Origin of the sequence: Williamsia herbipolensis (assembly GCF_000964005.1) — a bacterium.
GTDB lineage: Bacteria > Actinomycetota > Actinomycetes > Mycobacteriales > Mycobacteriaceae > Williamsia_A > Williamsia_A herbipolensis.
On sequence record NZ_JXYP01000019.1, the window covers coordinates 17,964 to 38,692 of the forward strand.

At 70.8% G+C, this 20,729-nt stretch carries 19 protein-coding genes and 1 riboswitch; of the genes, 18 read left to right on the forward strand and 1 reads right to left on the reverse strand.

Annotated features, from left to right (window positions below; all coding sequences use genetic code 11):
* Positions 1 to 83: 83 nt before the first annotated feature.
* The 15 genes from mihF to TU34_RS09740 all read left to right on the forward strand — a co-directional run bounded on the left by mihF (position 84) and on the right by TU34_RS09740 (position 14,171).
* The gene (gene mihF / locus TU34_RS09670) at positions 84 to 401 is read left to right on the forward strand and encodes an integration host factor, actinobacterial type (protein WP_045822676.1); all 318 of its coding nucleotides are present in this window, start codon (positions 84 to 86) and stop codon (positions 399 to 401) included.
* 10 nt (positions 402 to 411) lie between these two features.
* Positions 412 to 1,008 carry a guanylate kinase gene (gene gmk / locus TU34_RS09675; protein WP_045822677.1) on the forward strand — a complete coding sequence of 199 codons (597 nt, stop codon included), beginning with the start codon at positions 412 to 414 and terminating at the stop codon, positions 1,006 to 1,008.
* Between the two features lie 97 nt (positions 1,009 to 1,105).
* Complete coding sequence (gene rpoZ, locus TU34_RS09680; protein WP_408068724.1) at positions 1,106 to 1,426, forward strand: DNA-directed RNA polymerase subunit omega; 321 nt, start codon at positions 1,106 to 1,108, stop codon at positions 1,424 to 1,426.
* 33 nt (positions 1,427 to 1,459) lie between these two features.
* A complete protein-coding gene (gene coaBC / locus TU34_RS09685) occupies positions 1,460 to 2,716 on the forward strand; it encodes a bifunctional phosphopantothenoylcysteine decarboxylase/phosphopantothenate--cysteine ligase CoaBC (protein WP_045822678.1) in 1,257 nt (418 codons plus the stop codon).
* A gap of 160 nt (positions 2,717 to 2,876) precedes the next feature.
* Complete coding sequence (gene metK / locus TU34_RS09690; RefSeq protein WP_045822679.1) at positions 2,877 to 4,091, forward strand: methionine adenosyltransferase; 1,215 nt, start codon at positions 2,877 to 2,879, stop codon at positions 4,089 to 4,091.
* A 60-nt stretch (positions 4,092 to 4,151) separates the two neighbouring features.
* On the forward strand, positions 4,152 to 6,203 hold the full coding sequence (locus TU34_RS09695) for a primosomal protein N' (RefSeq protein WP_160298518.1): 2,052 nt from the start codon (positions 4,152 to 4,154) through the stop codon (positions 6,201 to 6,203).
* A gap of 114 nt (positions 6,204 to 6,317) precedes the next feature.
* On the forward strand, positions 6,318 to 6,932 hold the full coding sequence (gene def, locus TU34_RS09700; protein WP_065973563.1) for a peptide deformylase: 615 nt from the start codon (positions 6,318 to 6,320) through the stop codon (positions 6,930 to 6,932).
* Positions 6,929 to 7,870, forward strand: a complete 942-nt coding sequence (fmt, locus tag TU34_RS09705; RefSeq protein WP_045822680.1) for a methionyl-tRNA formyltransferase — start codon at positions 6,929 to 6,931, stop codon at positions 7,868 to 7,870. Before def ends, fmt begins: the two co-directional genes overlap by 4 nt.
* Positions 7,867 to 9,246, forward strand: a complete 1,380-nt coding sequence (locus TU34_RS09710) for an RsmB/NOP family class I SAM-dependent RNA methyltransferase (RefSeq protein WP_045822681.1) — start codon at positions 7,867 to 7,869, stop codon at positions 9,244 to 9,246. Before fmt ends, TU34_RS09710 begins: the two co-directional genes overlap by 4 nt.
* Before the next feature lie 33 nt (positions 9,247 to 9,279).
* The gene (gene rpe, locus TU34_RS09715) at positions 9,280 to 9,963 is read left to right on the forward strand and encodes a ribulose-phosphate 3-epimerase (RefSeq protein WP_045822682.1); all 684 of its coding nucleotides are present in this window, start codon (positions 9,280 to 9,282) and stop codon (positions 9,961 to 9,963) included.
* Between the two features lie 9 nt (positions 9,964 to 9,972).
* A complete protein-coding gene (gene ribD, locus TU34_RS09720; RefSeq protein WP_045822683.1) occupies positions 9,973 to 10,995 on the forward strand; it encodes a bifunctional diaminohydroxyphosphoribosylaminopyrimidine deaminase/5-amino-6-(5-phosphoribosylamino)uracil reductase RibD in 1,023 nt (340 codons plus the stop codon).
* A gap of 60 nt (positions 10,996 to 11,055) precedes the next feature.
* Positions 11,056 to 11,221, forward strand: a riboswitch (FMN riboswitch).
* A 58-nt stretch (positions 11,222 to 11,279) separates the two neighbouring features.
* Complete coding sequence (locus TU34_RS09725) at positions 11,280 to 11,942, forward strand: riboflavin synthase (protein WP_045822684.1); 663 nt, start codon at positions 11,280 to 11,282, stop codon at positions 11,940 to 11,942.
* Positions 11,939 to 13,225 (forward strand): bifunctional 3,4-dihydroxy-2-butanone-4-phosphate synthase/GTP cyclohydrolase II, encoded by a 1,287-nt coding sequence (locus TU34_RS09730; protein ID WP_045822685.1) that lies wholly within the window; start codon positions 11,939 to 11,941, stop codon positions 13,223 to 13,225. The genes TU34_RS09725 and TU34_RS09730 overlap by 4 nt, the downstream gene beginning before the upstream one ends.
* Complete coding sequence (gene ribH / locus TU34_RS09735; protein WP_045822686.1) at positions 13,222 to 13,707, forward strand: 6,7-dimethyl-8-ribityllumazine synthase; 486 nt, start codon at positions 13,222 to 13,224, stop codon at positions 13,705 to 13,707. The genes TU34_RS09730 and ribH overlap by 4 nt, the downstream gene beginning before the upstream one ends.
* Positions 13,704 to 14,171 carry a PH domain-containing protein gene (locus TU34_RS09740; protein WP_238981234.1) on the forward strand — a complete coding sequence of 156 codons (468 nt, stop codon included), beginning with the start codon at positions 13,704 to 13,706 and terminating at the stop codon, positions 14,169 to 14,171. The genes ribH and TU34_RS09740 overlap by 4 nt, the downstream gene beginning before the upstream one ends.
* Before the next feature lie 320 nt (positions 14,172 to 14,491).
* Here TU34_RS09740 and TU34_RS09745 read toward each other — a convergent pair whose 3' ends face one another.
* Entirely contained in the window at positions 14,492 to 16,483 is a 1,992-nt protein-coding gene (locus tag TU34_RS09745) for a gamma-glutamyltransferase family protein (protein ID WP_052688844.1), read from the reverse strand.
* Positions 16,484 to 16,611: 128 nt separating this feature from the next.
* Between TU34_RS09745 and uvrC the strand changes: the two genes are divergently transcribed.
* Genes uvrC through TU34_RS09760 form a run of 3 tightly spaced genes read left to right on the forward strand, consistent with a single transcriptional unit; the run spans position 16,612 to position 20,659 of the window.
* Positions 16,612 to 18,669: an excinuclease ABC subunit UvrC gene (gene uvrC / locus TU34_RS09750; protein WP_045822687.1), complete on the forward strand. Its 2,058-nt coding sequence runs from the start codon at positions 16,612 to 16,614 to the stop codon at positions 18,667 to 18,669.
* Between the two features lie 26 nt (positions 18,670 to 18,695).
* Positions 18,696 to 19,592: an RNase adapter RapZ gene (rapZ, locus tag TU34_RS09755; protein WP_045822754.1), complete on the forward strand. Its 897-nt coding sequence runs from the start codon at positions 18,696 to 18,698 to the stop codon at positions 19,590 to 19,592.
* A complete protein-coding gene (locus TU34_RS09760; RefSeq protein ID WP_045822688.1) occupies positions 19,589 to 20,659 on the forward strand; it encodes a gluconeogenesis factor YvcK family protein in 1,071 nt (356 codons plus the stop codon). The genes rapZ and TU34_RS09760 overlap by 4 nt, the downstream gene beginning before the upstream one ends.
* Positions 20,660 to 20,729 lie beyond the last annotated feature (70 nt).

Sequence of the window (20,729 nt, forward strand, 5' to 3'; positions counted from 1 at the left end):
GGTCGCAGTCGCTGTGGCAAACCACAGCACCCGCTGCCCACCCGGTGGCGACTCGACCCAGTTCTACGAATACGGAGGAACCCGTGGCCCTTCCCCAGTTGACCGCTGAGCAGCGCGCTGCTGCTCTGGAGAAGGCAGCTGCCGCTCGCAAGGCGCGCGCCGAGCTCAAGGAGCGGCTCAAGCGTGGAGGCACCAACCTCACGCAGGTGCTGAAGGATGCCGAGACCGACGAGATCCTCGGCAAGATGAAGGTCTCCGCACTGCTGGAGGCCCTGCCCAAGGTGGGCAAGGTCAAGGCGCAGGAGATCATGACCGAACTCGAGATCGCCCCCACCCGCCGTCTGCGCGGCCTGGGCGATCGGCAGCGCAAGGCGCTGCTCGCGAAGTTCGATCAGGACTGATCAGAACTAGATGGCATCGCACGACCGGAGGGGTCGACTGGTGGTACTGGTCGGCCCCTCCGCCGTCGGTAAGTCCAGTGTCGTGCGGCGTCTGCGTGAGCTGATGCCCGACCTGGTGTTCAGCGTCTCGGCCACCACCCGCGCCCCGCGAGCCGGCGAGATCGACGGCCGCGACTACCACTTCGTCGGCGCCGACGGATTCGACGCCATGATCGCCGCGGGCGATCTGCTCGAGTGGGCCGAGATCCACGGCGGGCTGCAACGATCCGGGACCCCCGCCCGCCCCGTGCTCGACGCCCTCGACGCCGGCAAACCCGTTCTCGTGGAGGTCGACATCGCCGGCGCACACGCCGTGCGCGACCGCCTCCCCGACGCCATCACCGTCTTCCTCACCCCGCCGAGCTGGGAGGTGCTGGTCGAACGGCTCACCGGTCGCGGCACCGAGAGCCCCGAGGTGATCGAGCGCCGACTGCAGACCGCACGCGCCGAACTGGCCATCGCCGACGAGTTCGACCACGTCATCGTCAACGACGAAGTCGACCGCGTGGCCCGCGAGTTGGTATCCTTGCTGGTCGGGCGTGAGGATCCCCGGTCGTCTGCAGTGTGACCCACATGGTGCGGTGTCCGACCGACTCCCCTGAACAGCGCGTTTGCATCCGATTGCCCGCTGATGCGCCCGATCGACAACGAAGTGAGGACTTTGCGTGAGCATCCCGACCAGCAGTGCAGCCTTCGGCTCCGACGCCACAGCGACAGGCGTCGTCGACGCCCCGGCCTACGACACGCCGCTGGGTATCACCAATCCGCCCATCGATGAGCTGCTCGACCGCGCATCGTCGAAGTACGCCCTGGTGATCTACGCGGCCAAGCGCGCACGCCAGATCAACGACTACTACAACCAGCTCGGCGACGGCATCCTCGAGTACGTCGGCCCCCTCGTGGAGCCGGGCCTGCAGGAGAAGCCGCTGTCGATCGCCATGCGCGAGATCCACAGCGACCTGCTCGAGCACACCGAAGGCGAGTAGGTCGATCGCGAACAGCGACGCGGGTCGACGCCGATGACCGGGAGCGGCCCGTCGCGGCGCATCGTCGTCGGTGTCGGCGGCGGTATCGCCGCCTACAAGGCGTGCTCGATCATCCGCCACTTCACCGAGGCCGGACACGACGTCCGTGTCATCCCGACCCGCGCCGCGCTCGAGTTCGTCGGTGCCGCCACGTTCGAGGCACTCAGCGGCAATCCGGTGACCCCCGACGTCTTTGCCGATGTCGAACAGGTCCCGCACGTCCGCATCGGACAGGGCGCCGACCTGGTGGTCGTCGCGCCGGCGACGGCGGACCTCATGGCGCGCGCCGCGTCCGGACGGGCCGACGACCTGCTCACCGCGACGCTGCTCACGGCCCGGTGCCCGGTGGTCTACGCCCCCGCGATGCACACCGAGATGTGGGAGCACCCCGCGACCGTCGCCAACGTCGCCGCCCTGCGCAGTCACGGCGCGATCGTCCTGCGTCCCGCCTCGGGACGGCTCACCGGACGCGACTCCGGACCGGGCCGCCTGCCCGAACCGACCGAGATCGGGCTCCTCGGCGACGTCCTCCTCGAGCGCCCCGACGCCCTGCCGCACGACATGTCCGGCGTGCGGATGCTCATCACCGCCGGCGGCACCCGTGAACCCCTCGACCCGGTGCGCTATCTCGGCAACCGCAGTTCCGGCAAGCAGGGGTATGCGTTGGCGCGCGCGGCCACCCATCGTGGCGCGTCGGTCACGCTGATCGCCGGGGCCACAACCGAACTCGTCGCACCCGCCGGCGTCGAGGTGGTGCCGATCGTGACGGCGACCGAACTCGCCGAGGAGGTCGGCAAGCGCGCAGGCGACGCCGACGTGGTGATCATGGCCGCGGCCGTCGCCGACTTCCGACCGGTGAGCGTCGCGGAGTCGAAGATCAAGAAGGGCGCGTCGGGTCCCGCGCCCATCGAGCTCGACACCAACCCCGACATCCTGCACGGCATCGTCGCCGCCCGCGATCGCGGCGAACTCGGCGGCACCACCGTCATCGTGGGTTTCGCCGCCGAGACCGGCGACGCGTCGGGCGGGGTCCTCGACCACGGTCGGGCGAAGCTGGCCCGCAAGGGATGTGACCTGCTGGTGGTCAACGCCGTCGGCGACGGCAAGGCCTTCGGGACCGACGACAACACCGGATGGCTGCTCGCCACCACCGGCAGCGAGACCGCACTGCCGCTCGGATCGAAAACACTCATGGCGAGCCGAATACTGGACGCCGTCGGTGACCTGCTGGGCGGGAGTCGATCGCACTAGACACGGGTACGCGCCCATCCCGGCCAGGTCACCGGCCGTCGGTGGGGGTGTGTACCTTGAACGATTGTCACGGGGGACAGATCACGCCCGGGCGTGCCTGCACAACATCTGTAGCAACCACACCACGACTGCACCTCGTCGCGAGGTTCGAGAGGAAAAGATGAGTTCTGCCGGAGCATCCAGGCTCTTCACCAGCGAATCGGTCACCGAGGGTCACCCAGACAAGATCTGTGACGCCATCAGCGACTCGATCCTCGACGCCCTCCTCTCGCAGGACAAGCACTCGCGCGTCGCCGTCGAGACCCTGGTCACGACCGGACAGGTCCACGTCGCCGGTGAGGTCACCACCTCGGCGTACGCCGACATCCCGAAGATCGTGCGCGACAAGGTCCTCGAGATCGGTTACGACTCGTCGTCGAAGGGCTTCGACGGCGCGTCGTGCGGCGTCAACGTCGCGATCGGCGCGCAGTCCCCGGACATCGCCCAGGGCGTCGACAACGCCTACGAGGCGCGCGTCGACGGCCAGACCGACGAGATCGACAAGCAGGGCGCGGGCGACCAGGGTCTGATGTTCGGTTACGCCACCTCCGAGACCCCCGAGTTCATGCCGGTGCCGATCGCGCTCGCGCACCGCCTGTCGCGTCGTCTCACCGAGGTCCGCAAGGACGGCACGCTGCCGTACCTGCGTCCCGACGGCAAGACCCAGGTCACCATCGAGTACAACGGCGACAAGCCGGTCCGGCTCGACACCGTCGTCCTGTCGACGCAGCACGCCGCCGACATCGACCTCGTCAACATGCTGACCCCGGACATCAAGACCAACGTCGTCGACGCGGTCCTCGCCGATCTCGACCTGCCCGATCTCGACACCTCCGACATCCGCCTGCTGGTCAACCCGACCGGCAAGTTCGTGCTCGGCGGGCCGATGGGTGACGCCGGTCTGACCGGCCGCAAGATCATCGTCGACACCTACGGTGGCATGGCCCGCCACGGTGGCGGCGCGTTCTCGGGCAAGGATCCCTCGAAGGTCGACCGCAGCGCCGCCTACGCCATGCGGTGGGTCGCGAAGAACGCCGTCGCCGCCGGTCTCGCCACGCGCATCGAGGTCCAGGTGGCCTACGCCATCGGCAAGGCCGCGCCCGTCGGTCTGTTCGTCGAGACCTTCGGCACCGAGACCATCGACCCGGTCAAGATCCGTTCGGCCATCACCGAGACGTTCGACCTGCGCCCCGGCGCGATCATCCGCGATCTCGACCTGCTGCGCCCGATCTACGCCCCGACCGCGGCCTACGGCCACTTCGGTCGCACCGACGTCGACCTGCCGTGGGAGAACACCGACCGCGCCGACAAGCTGAAGGCCGCCGCCGGTCTGTGACACCCCCGCGGTGCACACCGTCGTGACGACCGCGACCACGACACCCGACGCCACCGGACGATGAGCGCACGCGCTGCCACCCGCAGCCCTGCGCCTCATCTGCCGGTGGCGTCGGTGCTCCCACTCCTCGGCCTGGCCCACCTCGACCGGCCGTTCGACTACCAGGTCGACACCGAGCAGGACGCCGCCGCGCGTCCCGGTACCCGTGTCCGCGTGCGGTTCTCCGGCCGCCTCGTCGACGGGTTCGTCCTCGACCGGCTCGAGGCCAGCGACCACCCGGGCCGCCTGGGATGGCTCGAACGCGTCGTCTCCGATGAGCCGGTGCTGACCCCCGAACTCCTCGCACTCTGCCGGTCCGTCGCCGCGCGCTACGCGGGCACCACCACCGACGTGGTGCGCCTGGCGATCCCGCCGCGACACGGCCGCACCGAACAGGCACCCACCCTGCTCGCCGAACCCCCGGCGACCGAACTCCCCGTTCCCGGGGCACCCGACACCGCGGGATGGTCGTCCTATCGCGGGGCTGCGGCGTTCACCGAGCTCATCGGCGCCGGCGGCCCCGGGCGTGCCGCCTGGCAGGCGCTGCCGGGGGAGGACTGGGCGGCCCGGATCGCCGAACTGGCCACGCACGCCGTCCGGGGCGGCCACGGGGTGATCGTGGTCGTCCCCGACCAGCGCGATCTCGACCGGGTCGAGTCGGCCTGTCGTGCCGCACTGGGAGACCGGGTGGTCGCCCTGTCGGCCGGTCTCGGTCCGTCGACCCGCTATCGCCGGTGGCTGCGGGTGCTGCGGGGAACGGCCGATGTCGTCGTCGGCACCCGGAGTGCCGGATTCGCCCCGGTCCACCGCCTGGGGCTCATCGTGGTCTTCGACGACGGCGACGACAGCCTCGCCGAACCGCGCGCGCCGTACCCCCATCCCCGCGAGGTCGCCGTGCTGCGCACCGTCGAGACGGGATGCGCGCTGGTCATCGGGGGCACCTCGCGCACCGCCGAGACCCAGATCCTCGTCGAGTCCGGGTGGATGCACGATCTCGTCGCCGAGCGGGCGACGGTCCGCGACCGTGCGCCGCGCATCGCGGCGATCAGCGACGACGACCGGCAGATCGCGCGTGACCCCATGGCCCGGGTGGCCCGCATCCCCGCCATCGGGTTCGACGCCGCCCGCCGTGCGCTCGCCGACGACACCGGCGTGCTCATCAGCGTCCCGCGGCGCGGATACCACCCCTCGCTGGCGTGCGAACGGTGTCGCACCCGCGTCCGGTGCCGGCGGTGTCGTGGCCCGATGTTCGCCGACGGTCCGACCTCGCCCCGTGACGGGTCACCGGTCGCCATCACCTGCCGCTGGTGTGGCCGCGGCGAATCGTCCTTCCGCTGCGCCGAATGCGGCGACACGCATCTGCGGGCCCTCACGGCCGGGGCGCGACGCACCGCCGAGGAACTGGGCAAGGCGTTCCCCGGCGTCCCCGTGGTGACCTCGGGGGGGAGCACCGTCGTCGACACCGTCGAGTCCGGTGCGCGGGTCGTCGTGGCCACCCCGGGAGCCGAACCGGTGGTCCCCGGCGGCTACGGCGCGGCCATCCTCCTCGACACGTGGGCGCAGCTCGACCGCGCCGACCTGCGCGCCGGTGAACAGACGCTGCGTCGGTGGCTCGCGGTCCTCACCCTCGTGGCACACACGGGATCCGCGGTCGTCGTCGCCGACGCGTCTCTGGCGGTGGTGCAGGCCGCGATCCGGTGGGACCCCGTCGGGTTCGCCGCCGAGGAGGTCCGCCAGCGGGTCGAGCTCCGGTTGCCGCCCGCGGTCACCATGGTGTCGGTGGACGGCTCGGCGTCGACGGTGGGGGAGTTCGTCCGCTCGGTCACGCTGCCCGACACCGCCGAGATCCTGGGTCCGGTGGACCTTCCGGGCGACGCCCGCCCACCCGCGGGAGCCGACCGACCGGGGTCGGTCGACACCGCCACCGGCCGCATCGAACGCGTGCTGCTGCGTGTACCGCGCACGGGGGGTCGCGAACTGGTCGAGGCCATCCGGGTCGCCCAGGTCCACCGCACCTCCACACATGAGTCCGGGGTGCTGCGTGTCCAGGTCGATCCCCCCACCGTCGGCTGACCCGTGCGGCCTGCCCGACCCGCCGGGTCGGAGGCGACCTAGACTCGTGACCTGGACATGTGGCGATCAGCGGCCCGACACGGGCGCGATCGGCGAGGCGAGAGGGAGTACGACGTGGCGGTGGCGGACATCCGGTTGTTCGGTGATCCCGTTCTACGGACCCGGGCCACCGAGGTCACCGACTTCGGGCCGGACCTGCACCGCCTCGTCGACGACATGCTCGAGACGATGGACCGCCACCACGGGGCCGGCCTCGCCGCACCCCAGATCGGTGTCGGGGCGCGCGTGTTCACCTACGACTGCGGTGGACAGCGCGGTCACATCGTGAACCCGGTGTGGACCGCGGTCGGGACCGAGACCCAGACCGGGCCCGAGGGCTGCCTGTCGATCCCCGGCGTGCAGGCCGACACCACACGCGCAGCCGAGGTCACCGTGACCGGTGTCGATCGCCACGGCGATCCGGTGACGCTGCATGTCGACGACATCATGGCGCGGTGCGTCCAGCACGAGACCGACCATCTCGACGGCGTGCTGTTCCTGCAGCGTCTCGCCCCGGACGTGCGCAAGGCCGCGATGCGGGTGGTGCGGGGAAGCGCCTGGTTCACCGAGGGGCGCACCTCGACCGACGATCCAGGCTCGTACCCGACCACCTGGGTCCAGGGCGACCCCGACACCACCGAGGACGCCCGCACGCGCGACGCCCCCGCGACCTCCGACGCGACCCTGTGAGGGTCGTCTTCGCGGGCACGCCGGAACCGGCCGTGCCGTCGCTGCGTCGGCTGCTCGATTCCCCCGACCACGAGGTCGTCGGCGTGCTCACCCGTCCCGATGCCGTCGCCGGTCGCGGTCGCAGGGTGACCCGGTCGCCGGTGGCCGAGCTCGCCGACGCGGCCGGCGTCGAGGTGGCCACCCCGCGTCGCCTGCGTGACGACGACGCGCACGAGATCCTGCGCCGCTGGTCGCCGGACTGCTGCGCGGTCGTCGCCTACGGCGCGCTCGTCCCGCCCGATCTCCTCGACCTGCCGACTCACGGCTGGATCAACCTGCACTTCTCGCTGCTCCCGGCGTGGCGCGGTGCCGCACCGGTCCAGGCGGCCATCGCCGCCGGCGACGTCATGACGGGTGCCAGCACGTTCCGCATCGAGGCCGGGCTCGACACGGGACCCGTCTTCGGGACCATGACCGAGTCGATCCGTCCGACCGACACCAGTGGGGACCTGCTCGCGCGCCTGGCCGACGGCGGTGCGCAACTGCTGACCTCCACCCTCGACGGTATCGAGACCGGCGAGCTGGTCGCCGTGCCCCAGCCCGCCGACGGCGTGAGCCTGGCCCCCAAGATCGAGGTCGCCGACACCCGCGTCCGCTGGGATCGCCCGGCGCACATCGTCGATCGCCACATCCGGGCCGCGACACCAGCCCCCGGTGCCTGGACCGAACTCGACGGGACGCGACTCAAGACCGGTCCGGTGACCGTCGCCGACCCCGAACAGTTCGATACCGCGGTGGTCCCGCCTGGGCATCTGCTCGTCACCAAGAAGGCCGTCTTCGTCGGAACCGGCTCCACGCCGGTTCGACTCGGCACCGTGCAACCCCCGGGGAAGAAGCCGATGCCCGCCGCCGACTGGGCACGCGGTGCCCACCTCACCGACGGGATGGTCCTCGCATGACCCGGCCTGCCCACATCCGGGACAAGGCCGTCGACCCGGTCCGTGCCGTGGCCCGCGACGTCCTGCGCGCGGTGCGTGAACGCGACTCCTACGCCAACCTCGTGCTGCCCGCCCTGTTGCGCGAGCGGAAGATCACCGGGCGCGACGCCGCGTTGGCCACCGAGCTGGCCTACGGCACCTGCCGCAGCGCGGGCACGCTCGACGAGATCATCGCCTCGGCCGCCGGCCGGCCCGTCGCCGACATCGACGGCACCGTCCTCGACGTCCTGCGTCTCGGCGCCTACCAGCTGCTGCGCACCCGGATCGGCGCCCACGCCGCGGTCTCGACGTCGGTGGATCTCATCCGTTCCGAGGCCGGTCAGGGTCCGGCCGGGTTCTGCAACGCGGTACTGCGCAAGATCTCCCAGCGCGACGAGGACCTCTGGACCGACGAACTCGCCCCGACGATGGCCGACGACCTCATCGGACACCTCGCCTTCCGGTACGCACACCCGCGGTGGATCGCCGAGGTGTTCGCCGAGGCGCTGAGCACACCCGACGCCCCGGTCCGGGCGGGGGAGCTGCAGGCGGCTCTCGCCGCGGACGACGAACGACCCCTGGTCCATCTCGTGGCGCGGCCGGGACTGATCAGCGCCGAGGAGCTGGCCGCGGCGACCGGCGGCGACATCGGCGCGTTCTCGCCCTACTGCGTGTACCTGCCCGGTGGCGACCCCGGCGCGCTCGACGCCGTCCGCGAACACCTCGCCGGTGTGCAGGACGAGGGCAGTCAGCTGGTGGCCCGGGCGCTCACCGTCGCCGAGATCGACGGCCCCGACACCGGGCGCTGGCTCGACCTGTGTGCCGGGCCGGGCGGCAAGGCCGCGCTCGTCGGAGCCGTCGCCGACATCGACGGGGCCCATCTCGACGCCGTCGAACCCTCCGATCACCGCGCCACGCTCGTGCGGCAGTCGGTCGACGGTCTTCCCGTCACCGTGCACGTCGCCGACGGCCGCAGCAGCGGACTCACGCCGGGCTACGACCGCGTGCTGGTCGACGCGCCGTGCACCGGTCTCGGATCGTTGCGCCGACGCCCCGAGGCGCGGTGGCGCCGACAGCCCTCCGACGTACCCGAACTCGTGGCCCTGCAGCGCCAGTTGCTCAGCGCAGCACTGGAACTGGTGCGGCCCGGCGGTGTCGTCGTCTACTCGACGTGCTCACCGCACCCCGCCGAGACCGTCGGGGTCGTCGAATCGGTGGTCGCCGACACCGGTGCGCGGGTGGTCGATGCGCGACCGTTCGTCGGTGTCGCCGACATCGGCGACGGCCCCTTCGTCCAGCTGTGGCCGCATCGCCAGGGCACCGACGCGATGTTCCTGGCCGCTCTCACCCGTCCCTGACGCACGACGGGGCGTGCATAGACTCTGCAGACCATGTCGTCCCCGCAGCGCCCCGATCAGCCCATGATCGCCCCGTCGATCCTGTCCGCCGACTTCGCCAACCTCGCCGCCGAGGCCGACGCCGTGCGCGGCAGCGACTGGTTGCACGTCGACGTGATGGACGCACACTTCGTCCCCAACCTCACCCTCGGTCTGCCCATCGTGGAGAGCCTGCTCAAGGCGACCGACATCCCGCTCGACTGCCACCTCATGATCGAGGACCCGAAGCGATGGGCGCCGCCCTACGCCGAGGCCGGCGCCCGCAACGTCACCTTCCACGCCGAGGCGACCGACGACCCGGTGTCGGTGGCCAAGGACATCCGCGCCGCGGGCGCGCTCGCCGGACTGAGCATCAAACCGGGCACCGATCTCGAGCCGTATCTGGAGATCCTCCGCGAGTTCGACACCCTGCTGGTGATGAGCGTCGAGCCGGGATTCGGGGGACAGTCCTTCATGCCGGAGGTCCTGGACAAGGTGCGCACGATCCGGACCAGGATCGACTCCGGTGATCTGCGACTGCTGGTCGAGATCGACGGCGGCATCAACGCCGACACCATCGCCGAGGCCGCCGAGGCCGGCGTCGACTGCTTCGTGGCCGGCTCGGCCGTCTACGGGGCCGACGACCCCGCCGAGGCCGTGGAGAAGTTGCGCGCGCAGGCCCTCGCGGCCCGTGGCTGACCCACGTCGATGACCTCCGAGAGGGTCGCGACCGACGAGGCGGCGATGCGTGCGGCGATCGACGCGTCGCAGTCCGCGCGCGGGATCAGCACCCCGAACCCCCCGGTCGGCGCGGTGGTCGTCGACCGCGCAGGGGTCGTGGTCGGGGTCGGCAGCACCGCCCCCGCGGGCGGACCGCACGCCGAGGTGGTCGCCCTGGCCGCGGCCGGTGACCGCGCCCGGGGAGCGACTGCCGTCGTCACCCTCGAGCCGTGCGATCACACCGGCCGCACCGGGCCGTGCACCGCAGCCCTCATCGCGGCGGGGATCACCCGCGTGGTCTACGCGGTCTCCGACCCCAACCCGGTGGCCGCCGGGGGAGCGGCGACACTGCGCGCGGCCGGGGTCGAGGTGGTCGGCGGCGTCCTCGCCGACGACGTCGCCGCCGATCCGTTGCGCGCGTGGCTGTTCCGACTGCGCACGGGCCGCCCCCTGGTCACCGCGAAGTTCGCGGCGACCCTCGACGGCCGGATCGCCGCACCCGACGGGACCAGCCGGTGGATCACCGGCGACGTCGCGCGCGAGCGGGTGCACCGCGACCGTGCCCGCCTCGACGCGATCGTCGTCGGGTCCGGGACGGTCGCCACCGACGATCCCGCTCTCACCGCCCGCCACGCCGACGGATCGCTGCGGGGACACCAACCGACACGGATCGTCCTCGGCCGTCGGCCGCTGCCGGACGGGGCCCGCATCCTCGGCCCCGAGGCGACGACGCTGCACGTGGCGTCCCACGACCCCGCCGAGGCCGTCGCCGCCGCCGGCGACGCCCTGTCCCTGCTGGTGGAGGGCGGCCCCACCGTGCTCGGCGCCTTTCTGGCCGTCGGACTCGTCGATCGCGTGCAGGCCTACCTCGCACCCACCGTGCTCGGCGCCGGTGCCGCCGCGGTCCTCGACGCCTCGGTCGCCACCCTCGCCCAGGCCCACCGATTCACCCGCGAATCGGTCGAGATCCTGGGCGACGACCTTCTGATCACCCTGGCGCCAACCGTCTGACCGGGGCTTTTCGCCCATCGCGGGCAGGGTGGAACCCCCGTGCTGTGCTAGCGTCGAAATCAGAGTTCTCAGGGCGGGGTGTAATTCCCCACCGGCGGTGATGACGAGAGATCGTCGAGCCCGCGAGCGCCCGCTCGCACCGATCAACGATCAGTGCGGACGGGGTCAGCAGATTCCGGTGTGAACCCGGAGCCGACGGTCACAGTCCGGATGAGAGAGAACCCCCGCGGTCGTCGTCGACCGCGGTCGTGCCGCCCTGGGTCGATCGACCGACAGGAGCGCACGTGTTCACCGGAATAGTCGAGGAGCGCGGCACGGTTGTGTCTCGTGATGATCTCGCCGACGCTGCACGTTTCACCGTCCGCGGCCCGCTCGTGACCAGCGACGCCGGGCCCGGGGATTCCATCTGCGTCAACGGCGTCTGTCTGACCGTGGTCGGTGCCCCCGACGCGGGCGAGTTCACCGTCGACGTCATGGCCGAGACCCTGAACCGTTCCTCTTTGGCCTCCCTCGGCGCCGGCGCGCCGGTCAACCTCGAGCGCGCCATGGCCGCCGGTGGTCGGTTCGGTGGACACATCGTCCAGGGCCACGTCGACGGCACCGGGACCGTCGCGTCGATCTCACCGTCGGAGAACTGGACGGTCATCCGCATCGCCATCGATCCCACGGTGGCGCGCTACATCGTCGAGAAGGGGTCGATCACCGTCGACGGCGTCTCCCTGACCGTCTCCTCGATCGCCTCCGTCGACGCCGCGGACGCATGGTTCGAGATCTCCCTGATCCCCACCACCCTCGAGGTCACGACCCTCGGCACCCTCACCGACGGCGCCACGGTCAACCTCGAGGTCGACGTCATCGCCAAATACGTGGAACGCCTGGCCACCCCGGCCGCACCCGGCACCCGCCACCCGGAGAGCCTTCCGGAGAACAACGAGGTCTCGTCATGACACAGCTCGATCCCGTCCGCACGAACCGCTTCGACACCGTCGAACGCGCGATCGCCGACATCGCCGCGGGCAAGGCCGTCGTCGTGGTCGACGACGAGGACCGCGAGAACGAGGGCGACCTCATCTTCGCCGCCGAGAAGGCGACCCCGGAACTCGTCGCGTTCATGGTGCGCTACACCTCGGGGTACCTCTGCGTCCCGCTCGACGGCGCCGACTGCGACCGTCTCGGCCTGCCGCCGATGTACACCATGAACCAGGACAAGCACGGGACGGCCTACACCGTCACCGTCGACGCACGCGAGGGCATCGGCACCGGTATCAGTGCGTCGGACCGCGCGGCCACCATGCGTCTGCTCGCCCGCCCGGAGAGCACCGCCAACGACTTCACCCGCCCCGGACACGTCGTGCCACTGCGCGCCAAGGAGGGCGGCGTGCTGCGTCGACCCGGCCACACCGAGGCCGCGGTCGACCTGGCCCGCATGGCCGGACTCACCCCGGCCGGCGTGATCTGCGAGATCGTGAGCCAGAAGGACGAGGGCCACATGGCCCAGACCGACGAACTGCGCACGTTCGCCGACGAACACGGCCTCGCGCTGATCTCGATCGCCGACATGATCTCGTGGCGTCGACGCCACGAGAAGCACGTCGTCCGGGTCGCCGACGCCCGCATCCCGACCGACCACGGCACGTTCCGCGCCGTCGGTTACACCAGCATCTACGACGAGGTCGAGCACGTCGCCCTCGTCCTCGGTGACATCCCCGGTCCCGACGGTGCCGGGGCCGACGTCCTGGTGCGGGTGCACTCGGAATGCCTCACCGGCGACGTCTTCGGATCCCTGCGGTGCGACTGCGGGCCGCAACTCGACGCCGCCATGGAGATGGTCGCCGCGGAGGGCCGCGGAATCGTCCTCTACATGCGAGGACACGAGGGCCGGGGGATCGGCCTGCTGCACAAGCTGCAGGCCTACCAACTCCAGGACAGCGGCGCCGACACCGTCGACGCCAACCTCGAACTCGGGTTGCCCGCCGACGCCCGCGACTACGGTCTCGGCGCGCAGATCCTCACCGACCTCGGCGTCACGTCGATGCGGTTGCTGACCAACAACCCCGCCAAGCGGGTCGGTCTCGACGGCTACGGACTGCAGATCACCGAGCGCGTCCCGATGCCGGTGCGCCCCAACCCCGAGAACCTGCGATACCTGCGGACCAAGCGTGATCGCATGGGCCACGATCTCATCGGCCTCGACGACCACACCGGAGTCAGCGGCGGGGCCGGCGCATGAGCGGCGCGGGTGAACCGGTCGTCGAACTCGGCGCCGCGACGGGGCTGACCCTGGCCATCGCCGCCTCGCAGTGGCACGAGCAGATATGCACCGCGCTGCTCGACGGTGCGCTGCGTGTCGCCGCCGACGCCGACATCCCCGAGCCCACCGTCGTGCGGGTCGCGGGCGCCATCGAGCTGCCCGTGGTGGTGCAGGCGTTGGCCCGCACCCACGATGCCGTCGTTGCGCTCGGTGTCGTGATCCGCGGCGAGACACCGCACTTCGAGTACGTGTGCGATGCCGTCACCGCCGGCCTGACGCGGGTGTCGCTCGACGAGAGCACGCCGGTCGGCAACGGCGTGTTGACGGTCCTCACCGAGGAACAGGCGCTGGCGCGGGCCGGTCTGCCCGACTCCGGGGAGGACAAGGGAGCACAGGCGACGACAGCGGCGCTCGCCTCGGCGATCACCCTGCGCGAACTCTCGCGCCTCGACGCCCGGTGACCCGTTCCGTGCCCCCGACCACCGGAACCGTCGAGTGGGATCTGACGTACCGCGCGGTCCGCACGCCGCGCTGGGCCACGGTCGTCGCGGCGCTGTTCGTCATCGCCCACGTCGTCGTCGGCATCCTGTTGCGGGTGTCCGACACCGGGGTCCGCTTCCGCGTCACCGACCAGGTGGGCCTCGCGATGATCGGCGTCGTTCTCGGCGGTGCCATCATGACGCTCACCCGGCCCCGACTGCGGGTCGGCGCCGCCGGCGTCGAGGTGCGGAACATCCTCGGCGAGAGGCTGTTCGAATGGCCAGACGTCGAGGGCATCTGGTACCCGGACAAGGGTCATTGGGCCCGCCTCGAACTCCCCGCCTTCGAACACGTCCCGGTGATGGCCATCCAGGCCAACGACGGCATCCGCGCCGTACAGGCCATGGACATCTTCCGCGAACTGCACGACCGCTACCGCACCTGAGCAGGCCCGTGTTCGGCTTCTGGGTGGCGAAGTCTGTTGGCTGACTGTGTGGAAGCGACCATCGAGTGTGCTCGGCACAGAACGGCCGGCGGCGTGATCGGCAGCGCACACTCGATGCGGCGTTTCCGCACCGTCAGCGGCCTGTCTTTCGTCGAGAAGTGCCGCCGACAGTGCGGAAGCCCGACGCCGAGTGTGCGTCGTTCCGTACGGACCTCACTGTGCGTGGTCAGCACACTCGACAACGGTTTCCATACGGTCAGCACCGGGGTCAGTCGTTTCCTTCGTCGAAGACGGCTCCACACCGTCAGCAACCGGGTGGGTCAGCGGGGGTCGCCCATGACCTCACCCTCGCGGCGGGGGTCGGCGCCGCCGATCCAGCCCTTCCCGTCGCGGACGACGGCGGCGAGTCCCGAGGACTGATCGGCCACCGAGACCTGATGACCCTTGCGGCGTAGTTCGGTGACCAGCGGGTCGCGGTCGCCGTTGTCGGCGGCGTCGATGGCGGGGTGCTCCCCGCCCACGTTCGTCACCGGGGTGTTGGCGGCGCCGAAATCGACACCCGACACCGCCTGCTGCGGATCGAGGCCCCAGTCGAGCAGCGACACCAGCGTTTTCACGACGAGCTGGATGATGACCGAACCACCCGGCGACCCCAGCGCGGCCATCAGATCGCCGCGGGACCCATTGCCGGCGCCGTCGAACACCAGGGTCGGCGACATGGAGCTGCGGGGTCGTTTCCCGGCTGCGACCCGATTGGCGACCGGGGCACCCGTGGCGTCGGTCGGTTGCGCCGAGAAGTCCGTGAGCTGGTTGTTGAGCACGAAACCGTCGACGAAGTGGAACGAGCCGAACGCGGACTCGACGGTGGTGGTCATCGACGCCGCGTCGCCTTTCTTGTCGATCACGACGATCTGACTGGTCCCGTGTTCGGGTGTGGTGACGACACCGGACGGGACGGGCCCGAAATCCCCGGCCCGCGCCGTGCCCATCGAGCGGTTCGGGTCGATCAGGGCGGCGCGCTTGGTCAGGTACGCCGGGTCGGTCAGCGCCGCGGGCGAATTCCCCGGCAGGGGAACGAAGTCGGTGTCGGCGACGTATTTGTCGCGATCGGCGTAGGCCAGACGCTCGGCCTCGGAGATGAGGTGCACCGCCTGGGCCTGCGGCACGCCCCCGTTGCGGTCCACCGCGCGTGGACCAAGCGCGGCGAGATCGAAGTTCGACAGTATGCCCATGGTCGAGGCCACGGCGATCCCGCCCGACGACGGTGCCGGCATGCCACACAACACCCGACCGCGATACGGGGTGCACAGCGCCTCGCGCTTCTTCGCCCGGTAGGCCGCGAGATCGGCGGTGGTGGTCAGTCCGGGCGTCATCCCGCCGGTCGTGGAACCGATCTTGTCGACCACGTCGCGTGCGATGGCGCCGGTGTAGAACGCGTCGGGACCGTCGGTGGCGATCGCGCCCAACGTCTTCGCGTAGGCCGGGTTGGTGAGAACGGTCCCCGCCGTCTTGGCGCTGCCGTCGGGGTTGAGGAAGTATGCGCGGGCATCGGGATCGGCCGTGAGGTCGGCCCGGCTGTCGGCGATCGCGGCCGCCATCCGTGGGCTGATCCGGAAGCCGTTGTCGGACAGTGTGATCGCGGACTCGAACAGATCGCGCCACTTCTTCGCGCCGTGGTCGGCGTGGGCCATCTCGAGCATCCGCAGGACGCCGGGGGTCCCGATCGAGCGGCCGCTGGCCCGCGCCGACGGGATCGGGGCACGCCGGTCGGTCGCGCTGATGTACCGGAGATAGTCGCCGGTGGCGGCCGCGGGTGCCGTCTCGCGACCGTCGTAGGCCTGGACCGACTTCGTCGTCGCGTCGTAGTACATGAGGAACGCACCGCCTGCGATCCCGGTCGCCTGCGGTTCGACCAGACCGAGGACCGCCTGGGCGGCGACGAGCGCGTCGGCGGCGGTACCACCGTCACGGACGACCTCGCACGCGGCCTCGGTCGACAGGGGGTTGGCCGTGGCGACGGCGAACGAACCGGTCCGCACCGGGGTCATCTGGGTGCGATAGCCGGTCGCCACCTCCGGGTTGGTGGCGATGTCGCGACTCGGGCCGGCACCGGCCGACGCGGCGGCGGCCACGGGTGTCCCGTTGGGAACGGTCGCACATGTCCCGGCTGCGCTGTCCGACCCCGATCCGGAGTCGTCGGAACACGCGGCGGCGGTGAGCGTGAGAGCAGCGACCGCCCCGATGGCGACGAGACGTGGCGTCCGTCGTCGCGGACCTCCCGGGGCGCTCGATGTGCGTACGAACGGAGCCATCGGCCCACCTCACCTGTCGTCGGTCCTGGCGTGCCGGTGATCGTAACCCCCTCGCCGAGGGCCACGCGTCCGACCGGCGAGGCGATCGCGGACCACTGTCGTCGGTCCGCCGTACTAACCTGGGACCCGTGCCCGATCCGACCACCTACCGCCCGGCACCCGGGAGCATCCCGGTGGCGCCGGGGGTCTACAAGTTCCGGGACACCTACGGCCGCGTGATCTACGTCGGCAAGGCCAAGAGCCTCCGGCAGCGCCTGACGTCCTACTTCGCCGACCTGTCGGGCCTCCATCCACGCACCCGCCAGATGGTGACCACCGCCGCGTCGGTCGAGTGGACCGTGGTGGGCACCGAGGTCGAGGCGCTGCAGCTCGAATACAACTGGATCAAGGAGTTCGATCCGCGCTTCAACGTCCGCTACCGCGACGACAAGACCTACCCGATGCTGGCGGTCACCCTCAACGAGGAGTACCCGCGGCTGTTCGTCTACCGCGGCCCCCGCCGCAAGGGGGTCCGCTACTTCGGGCCCTATGCCCACGCCTGGGCGATCCGCGAGACCCTCGACCTGCTGACCCGCGTCTTCCCCGCGCGCACCTGTTCGGCCGGTGTGTTCAAGCGGCACAAGCAGATCGACCGCCCGTGCCTGCTCGGCTACATCGACAAATGTGCCGCACCGTGTGTCGGTCGGGTCAGTGCCGCCGAGCACCGCGAGATCGTCGACGACTTCTGCGACTTCCTCGCCGGCAAGACGGACAAGATGATCCGCCAGCTCGACAACCAGATGGCGGTCGCCGCAGCCGATCTGGACTTCGAGCGCGCGGCCCGTCTGCGCGACGACGTCGGTGCGCTCCGCCGGGCCCTGGAGAAGCAGGCCGTGGTCCTCGGTGACGGCACCGACGCCGACGTGATAGCCATGGTCGCCGATCAGCTCGAGGTGTCGGTGCAGATGTTCCACGTGCGCGACGGGCGGGTGCGCGGCGAACGCGGCTGGGTCGTCGAGCGCACGGACGTCATGACCGGCGGCGCCGGGAGCGATTCCGATGATGCCGATCTCGCCGAACAGGTGGGGCAGTTCCTCACGCAGTTCTACGGCGAGCAGGTCGACCAGAACGCGACCGTGAAGGGCTCCGGCGGTGAGGACCGCAACGACACGGTGCCGCGCGAGGTGCTGGTTCCCGTGCTCCCACCCGACGCCGGCGAGTTCACCCGATGGCTGTCCGATCTGCGCGGCGCCGCGGTCGATCTGCGCGTACCGCAGCGCGGCGACAAGAAGGCGCTCATGGAGACCGTCGAACGCAACGCGGGGGAGGCGCTGACCCGCCACAAGCTGCGCCGTGCCGGTGACCTCACCACCCGCTCGGCGGCGTTGACCGAGATCCAGGAGACCCTCGGCCTCGACATCGCGCCGCTTCGCATCGAGTGCATCGACATCTCGCACGTGCAGGGGACCGACGTGGTGGCCTCGCTCGTCGTGTTCGAGGACGGTCTGCCGCGCAAATCCGACTACCGGCACTACTCGATCAAGGAGGCCGCCGGCGACGGCCGCTCCGACGACGTCGCCTCGATTGCCGAGGTCACCCGACGCCGGTTCCTGCGTCACCGCACCGATCACCTCCCCGACACCGCCGAGTCCGGCACCGCCGCCCTGTCCGACACCGAGGTGGAGGTCGATCCGGCGAATGGTGGCGACATGGCGCCCGAGGCCGCGATCGACCCCGCCACGGGTCGGCCACGCCGGTTCGCCTATCCGCCCAACCTGTTCGTCGTCGACGGCGGCGGCCCGCAGGTGCGTGCGGCCGCGGCCGTGCTCGACGATCTCGGCGTCACCGACGTCGCCGTCGTGGGTCTTGCCAAGCGTCTCGAAGAGGTGTGGACACCCGACGACGACGATCCGGTGATCTTCCCGCGCACCAGCGAGGCGCTGTTCCTGTTGCAGCGGGTGCGCGACGAGGCACACCGGTTCGCCATCACGTTCCACCGCAGCAAGCGCAGCAAGCGGATGACGGCGTCGGTGCTCGACGGCGTGCCCGGCCTCGGTCAGAGCCGCCGGGCGGCGCTGGTGTCCCATTTCGGGTCGGTGGCCAACCTGCGCAGCGCGACGGTGGAGGAGATCTCCGGGGTCCCCGGCATCGGTCGATCGACGGCGCTGGCGGTCCAACGGGCCCTCACCGAAGGAGCGCAGTCGTGAGCGGAGGTGTGGGTCCCGGCGCCGAGATGGACGTGTTGTTGGTCACCGGTATGTCCGGCGCCGGTCGCGGCACGGTCGCCAAGCTGCTCGAGGACCTCGGGTGGTACGTCGCAGACAACGTCCCCGCCTCGCTCATCGCCGACATGGTGTCGGTCGCCCGCTCCGACGACCCAGCGCTCACACGGCTGGCCATGGTGATGCGCGCCGGCGCAGCGCGATTCGCCGGTGAGGTCGCCGAGTTGCGCGGCGAGCTCGCCGCCGCGGGCCACCGCCCGCGCCTGCTGTTCCTCGACGCCGACGACGCCGCCCTGGTACGGCGGTTCGAACAGGTGCGTCGCCGACATCCGCTGCAGGACAACGGAACCCTGATCGAGGCAATCGGTCGGGAACGCTCCGTGCTGAGTACGGTCGCCGAGTCGGCCGACCTCGTGGTCGACACCTCCACGCTGTCGGTCACCGCGCTGCGCGAGATCGTCGACAACGCCTTCGCCCAGCCCAGCGCGACCGACGTCCGGATCACCCTGCAGTCCTTCGGCTTCAAATACGGTCTGCCGATCGACGCCGACCTGGTCGCCGACGTGCGCTTCCTGCCCAACCCGTACTGGATCCCGGAGCTGCGGGAGCTCAACGGACTCGATCAGCCCGTGTCGCAGTACGTCCTCCGACAGGAGGGCGCCGAGGAGTATCTCGCCGCGCTCGAACAGGTCATCCGGCTCACCGCCCGTGGCTACCAGCGAGAAGGCAAGCGCTACATGACCGTCGCTATCGGGTGCACCGGCGGCAAACACCGCAGCGTCGCGATGTCGCGCGAGATGTGCGGTCGGTTGTCGATCCCGGTGGACCGCGGCGAACAGGGCCCGACGGCCGCCGAGAACCGCGCGTTCGACGCACGTGTGGCCCATCGCGACCTGGGCCGCGAATGACCGGCACACACAGGACGGACGGCGTCGACGTCGGCCGGGTGGTCGCCCTCGGGGGCGGCCACGGTCTGTACGCCACGCTGACCGCCATGCGTCACATCAGCACCGATGTCACCGCCGTCGTGACGGTGGCCGACGACGGCGGTTCGTCGGGTCGGCTGCGCTCGGAGTTGTCGGTGATCCCGCCCGGCGATCTCCGGATGGCGTTCGCCGCACTGCTCGCCGCCGACGGCGCACACCCGGGTGACGGTGACGCCACGACCGACCCGGAACTGTGGGTCACGTTGCTGCAGCACCGATTCGGCGGTCGTGGCGCCCTGGCCGGACATCCCGTCGGCAATCTGGTGCTCGCCGGTCTCACCGAGGTGTTGGGCGATCCGGTGGCCGCGCTCGACGCGATGGGGGAGTTGTTCGGGGTCACCGGTCGCGTCCTGCCGATGTCGACGGTGCCGCTGAGCATCGAGGCCGACGTGTCGGGCCTCGAGGTCGATCCCCGGATCAGTCGCAGCATCACCGGACAGGTCGCGGTCGCGACGACACCGGGCAAGGTACGACGCGTGCGCCTGCTCCCCGCCGACCCACCCGCCTGCCCACAGGCCACCGAGGCGATCAGCGCAGCCGACCTCGTCGTCCTGGGTCCCGGTTCGTGGTTCTCCAGCGTGATCCCGCACGTACTCATCCCTGATCAGTTGCAGGCCTTGAAGTCCACCGAAGCACGCCGGATGCTCTTCGTGAACCTCGCGCCCGAACTCGGTGAGACCAGTGGTTTCTCGGTGGAACGCCATCTGCACGTCCTGCACGCACACGCCTCGGATCTGCGCATCGACGATGTCATCGTCGACGTCGGCTCCGCACCGGCGGGCCGCGAACGCGACCACGTTGAACGGGCGGCCGCACGGTTCGGTGCGCACCTGCGGGTCGGGGATCTCGCGCGCGAATGCACCCATGTGCACGATCCGGAGAAATTGGCGGCCATGGTGCATACGCTGTGCGCAGGTTCGGGAGGTGGCTACGCTATCGGGGCGGTCGACGGGACCGACGGCCCGGCCGGACACGCGGGGGCCCGATGAGTCACCGGCCCGGGCATGATCGTCTGGGCGAGGCCGGCACCGCACGACGACGTCGCGACGTGCACCGCAA

Coding starts and splice junctions, on each gene's coding strand:
- TU34_RS09730 (WP_045822685.1), top strand. CDS start 11,939: ATGACACAGCTCGATCCCGTCCGCACGAACCGCTTCGACACCGTCGAA.
- ribH (WP_045822686.1), top strand. CDS start 13,222: ATGAGCGGCGCGGGTGAACCGGTCGTCGAACTCGGCGCCGCGACGGGG.
- gmk (WP_045822677.1), top strand. CDS start 412: ATGGCATCGCACGACCGGAGGGGTCGACTGGTGGTACTGGTCGGCCCC.
- ribD (WP_045822683.1), top strand. CDS start 9,973: ATGACCTCCGAGAGGGTCGCGACCGACGAGGCGGCGATGCGTGCGGCG.
- TU34_RS09710 (WP_045822681.1), top strand. CDS start 7,867: ATGACCCGGCCTGCCCACATCCGGGACAAGGCCGTCGACCCGGTCCGT.
- rapZ (WP_045822754.1), top strand. CDS start 18,696: ATGGACGTGTTGTTGGTCACCGGTATGTCCGGCGCCGGTCGCGGCACG.
- metK (WP_045822679.1), top strand. CDS start 2,877: ATGAGTTCTGCCGGAGCATCCAGGCTCTTCACCAGCGAATCGGTCACC.
- TU34_RS09760 (WP_045822688.1), top strand. CDS start 19,589: ATGACCGGCACACACAGGACGGACGGCGTCGACGTCGGCCGGGTGGTC.
- TU34_RS09695 (WP_160298518.1), top strand. CDS start 4,152: ATGAGCGCACGCGCTGCCACCCGCAGCCCTGCGCCTCATCTGCCGGTG.
- rpe (WP_045822682.1), top strand. CDS start 9,280: ATGTCGTCCCCGCAGCGCCCCGATCAGCCCATGATCGCCCCGTCGATC.
- TU34_RS09745 (WP_052688844.1), bottom strand. CDS start 16,483: ATGGCTCCGTTCGTACGCACATCGAGCGCCCCGGGAGGTCCGCGACGA.
- coaBC (WP_045822678.1), top strand. CDS start 1,460: ATGACCGGGAGCGGCCCGTCGCGGCGCATCGTCGTCGGTGTCGGCGGC.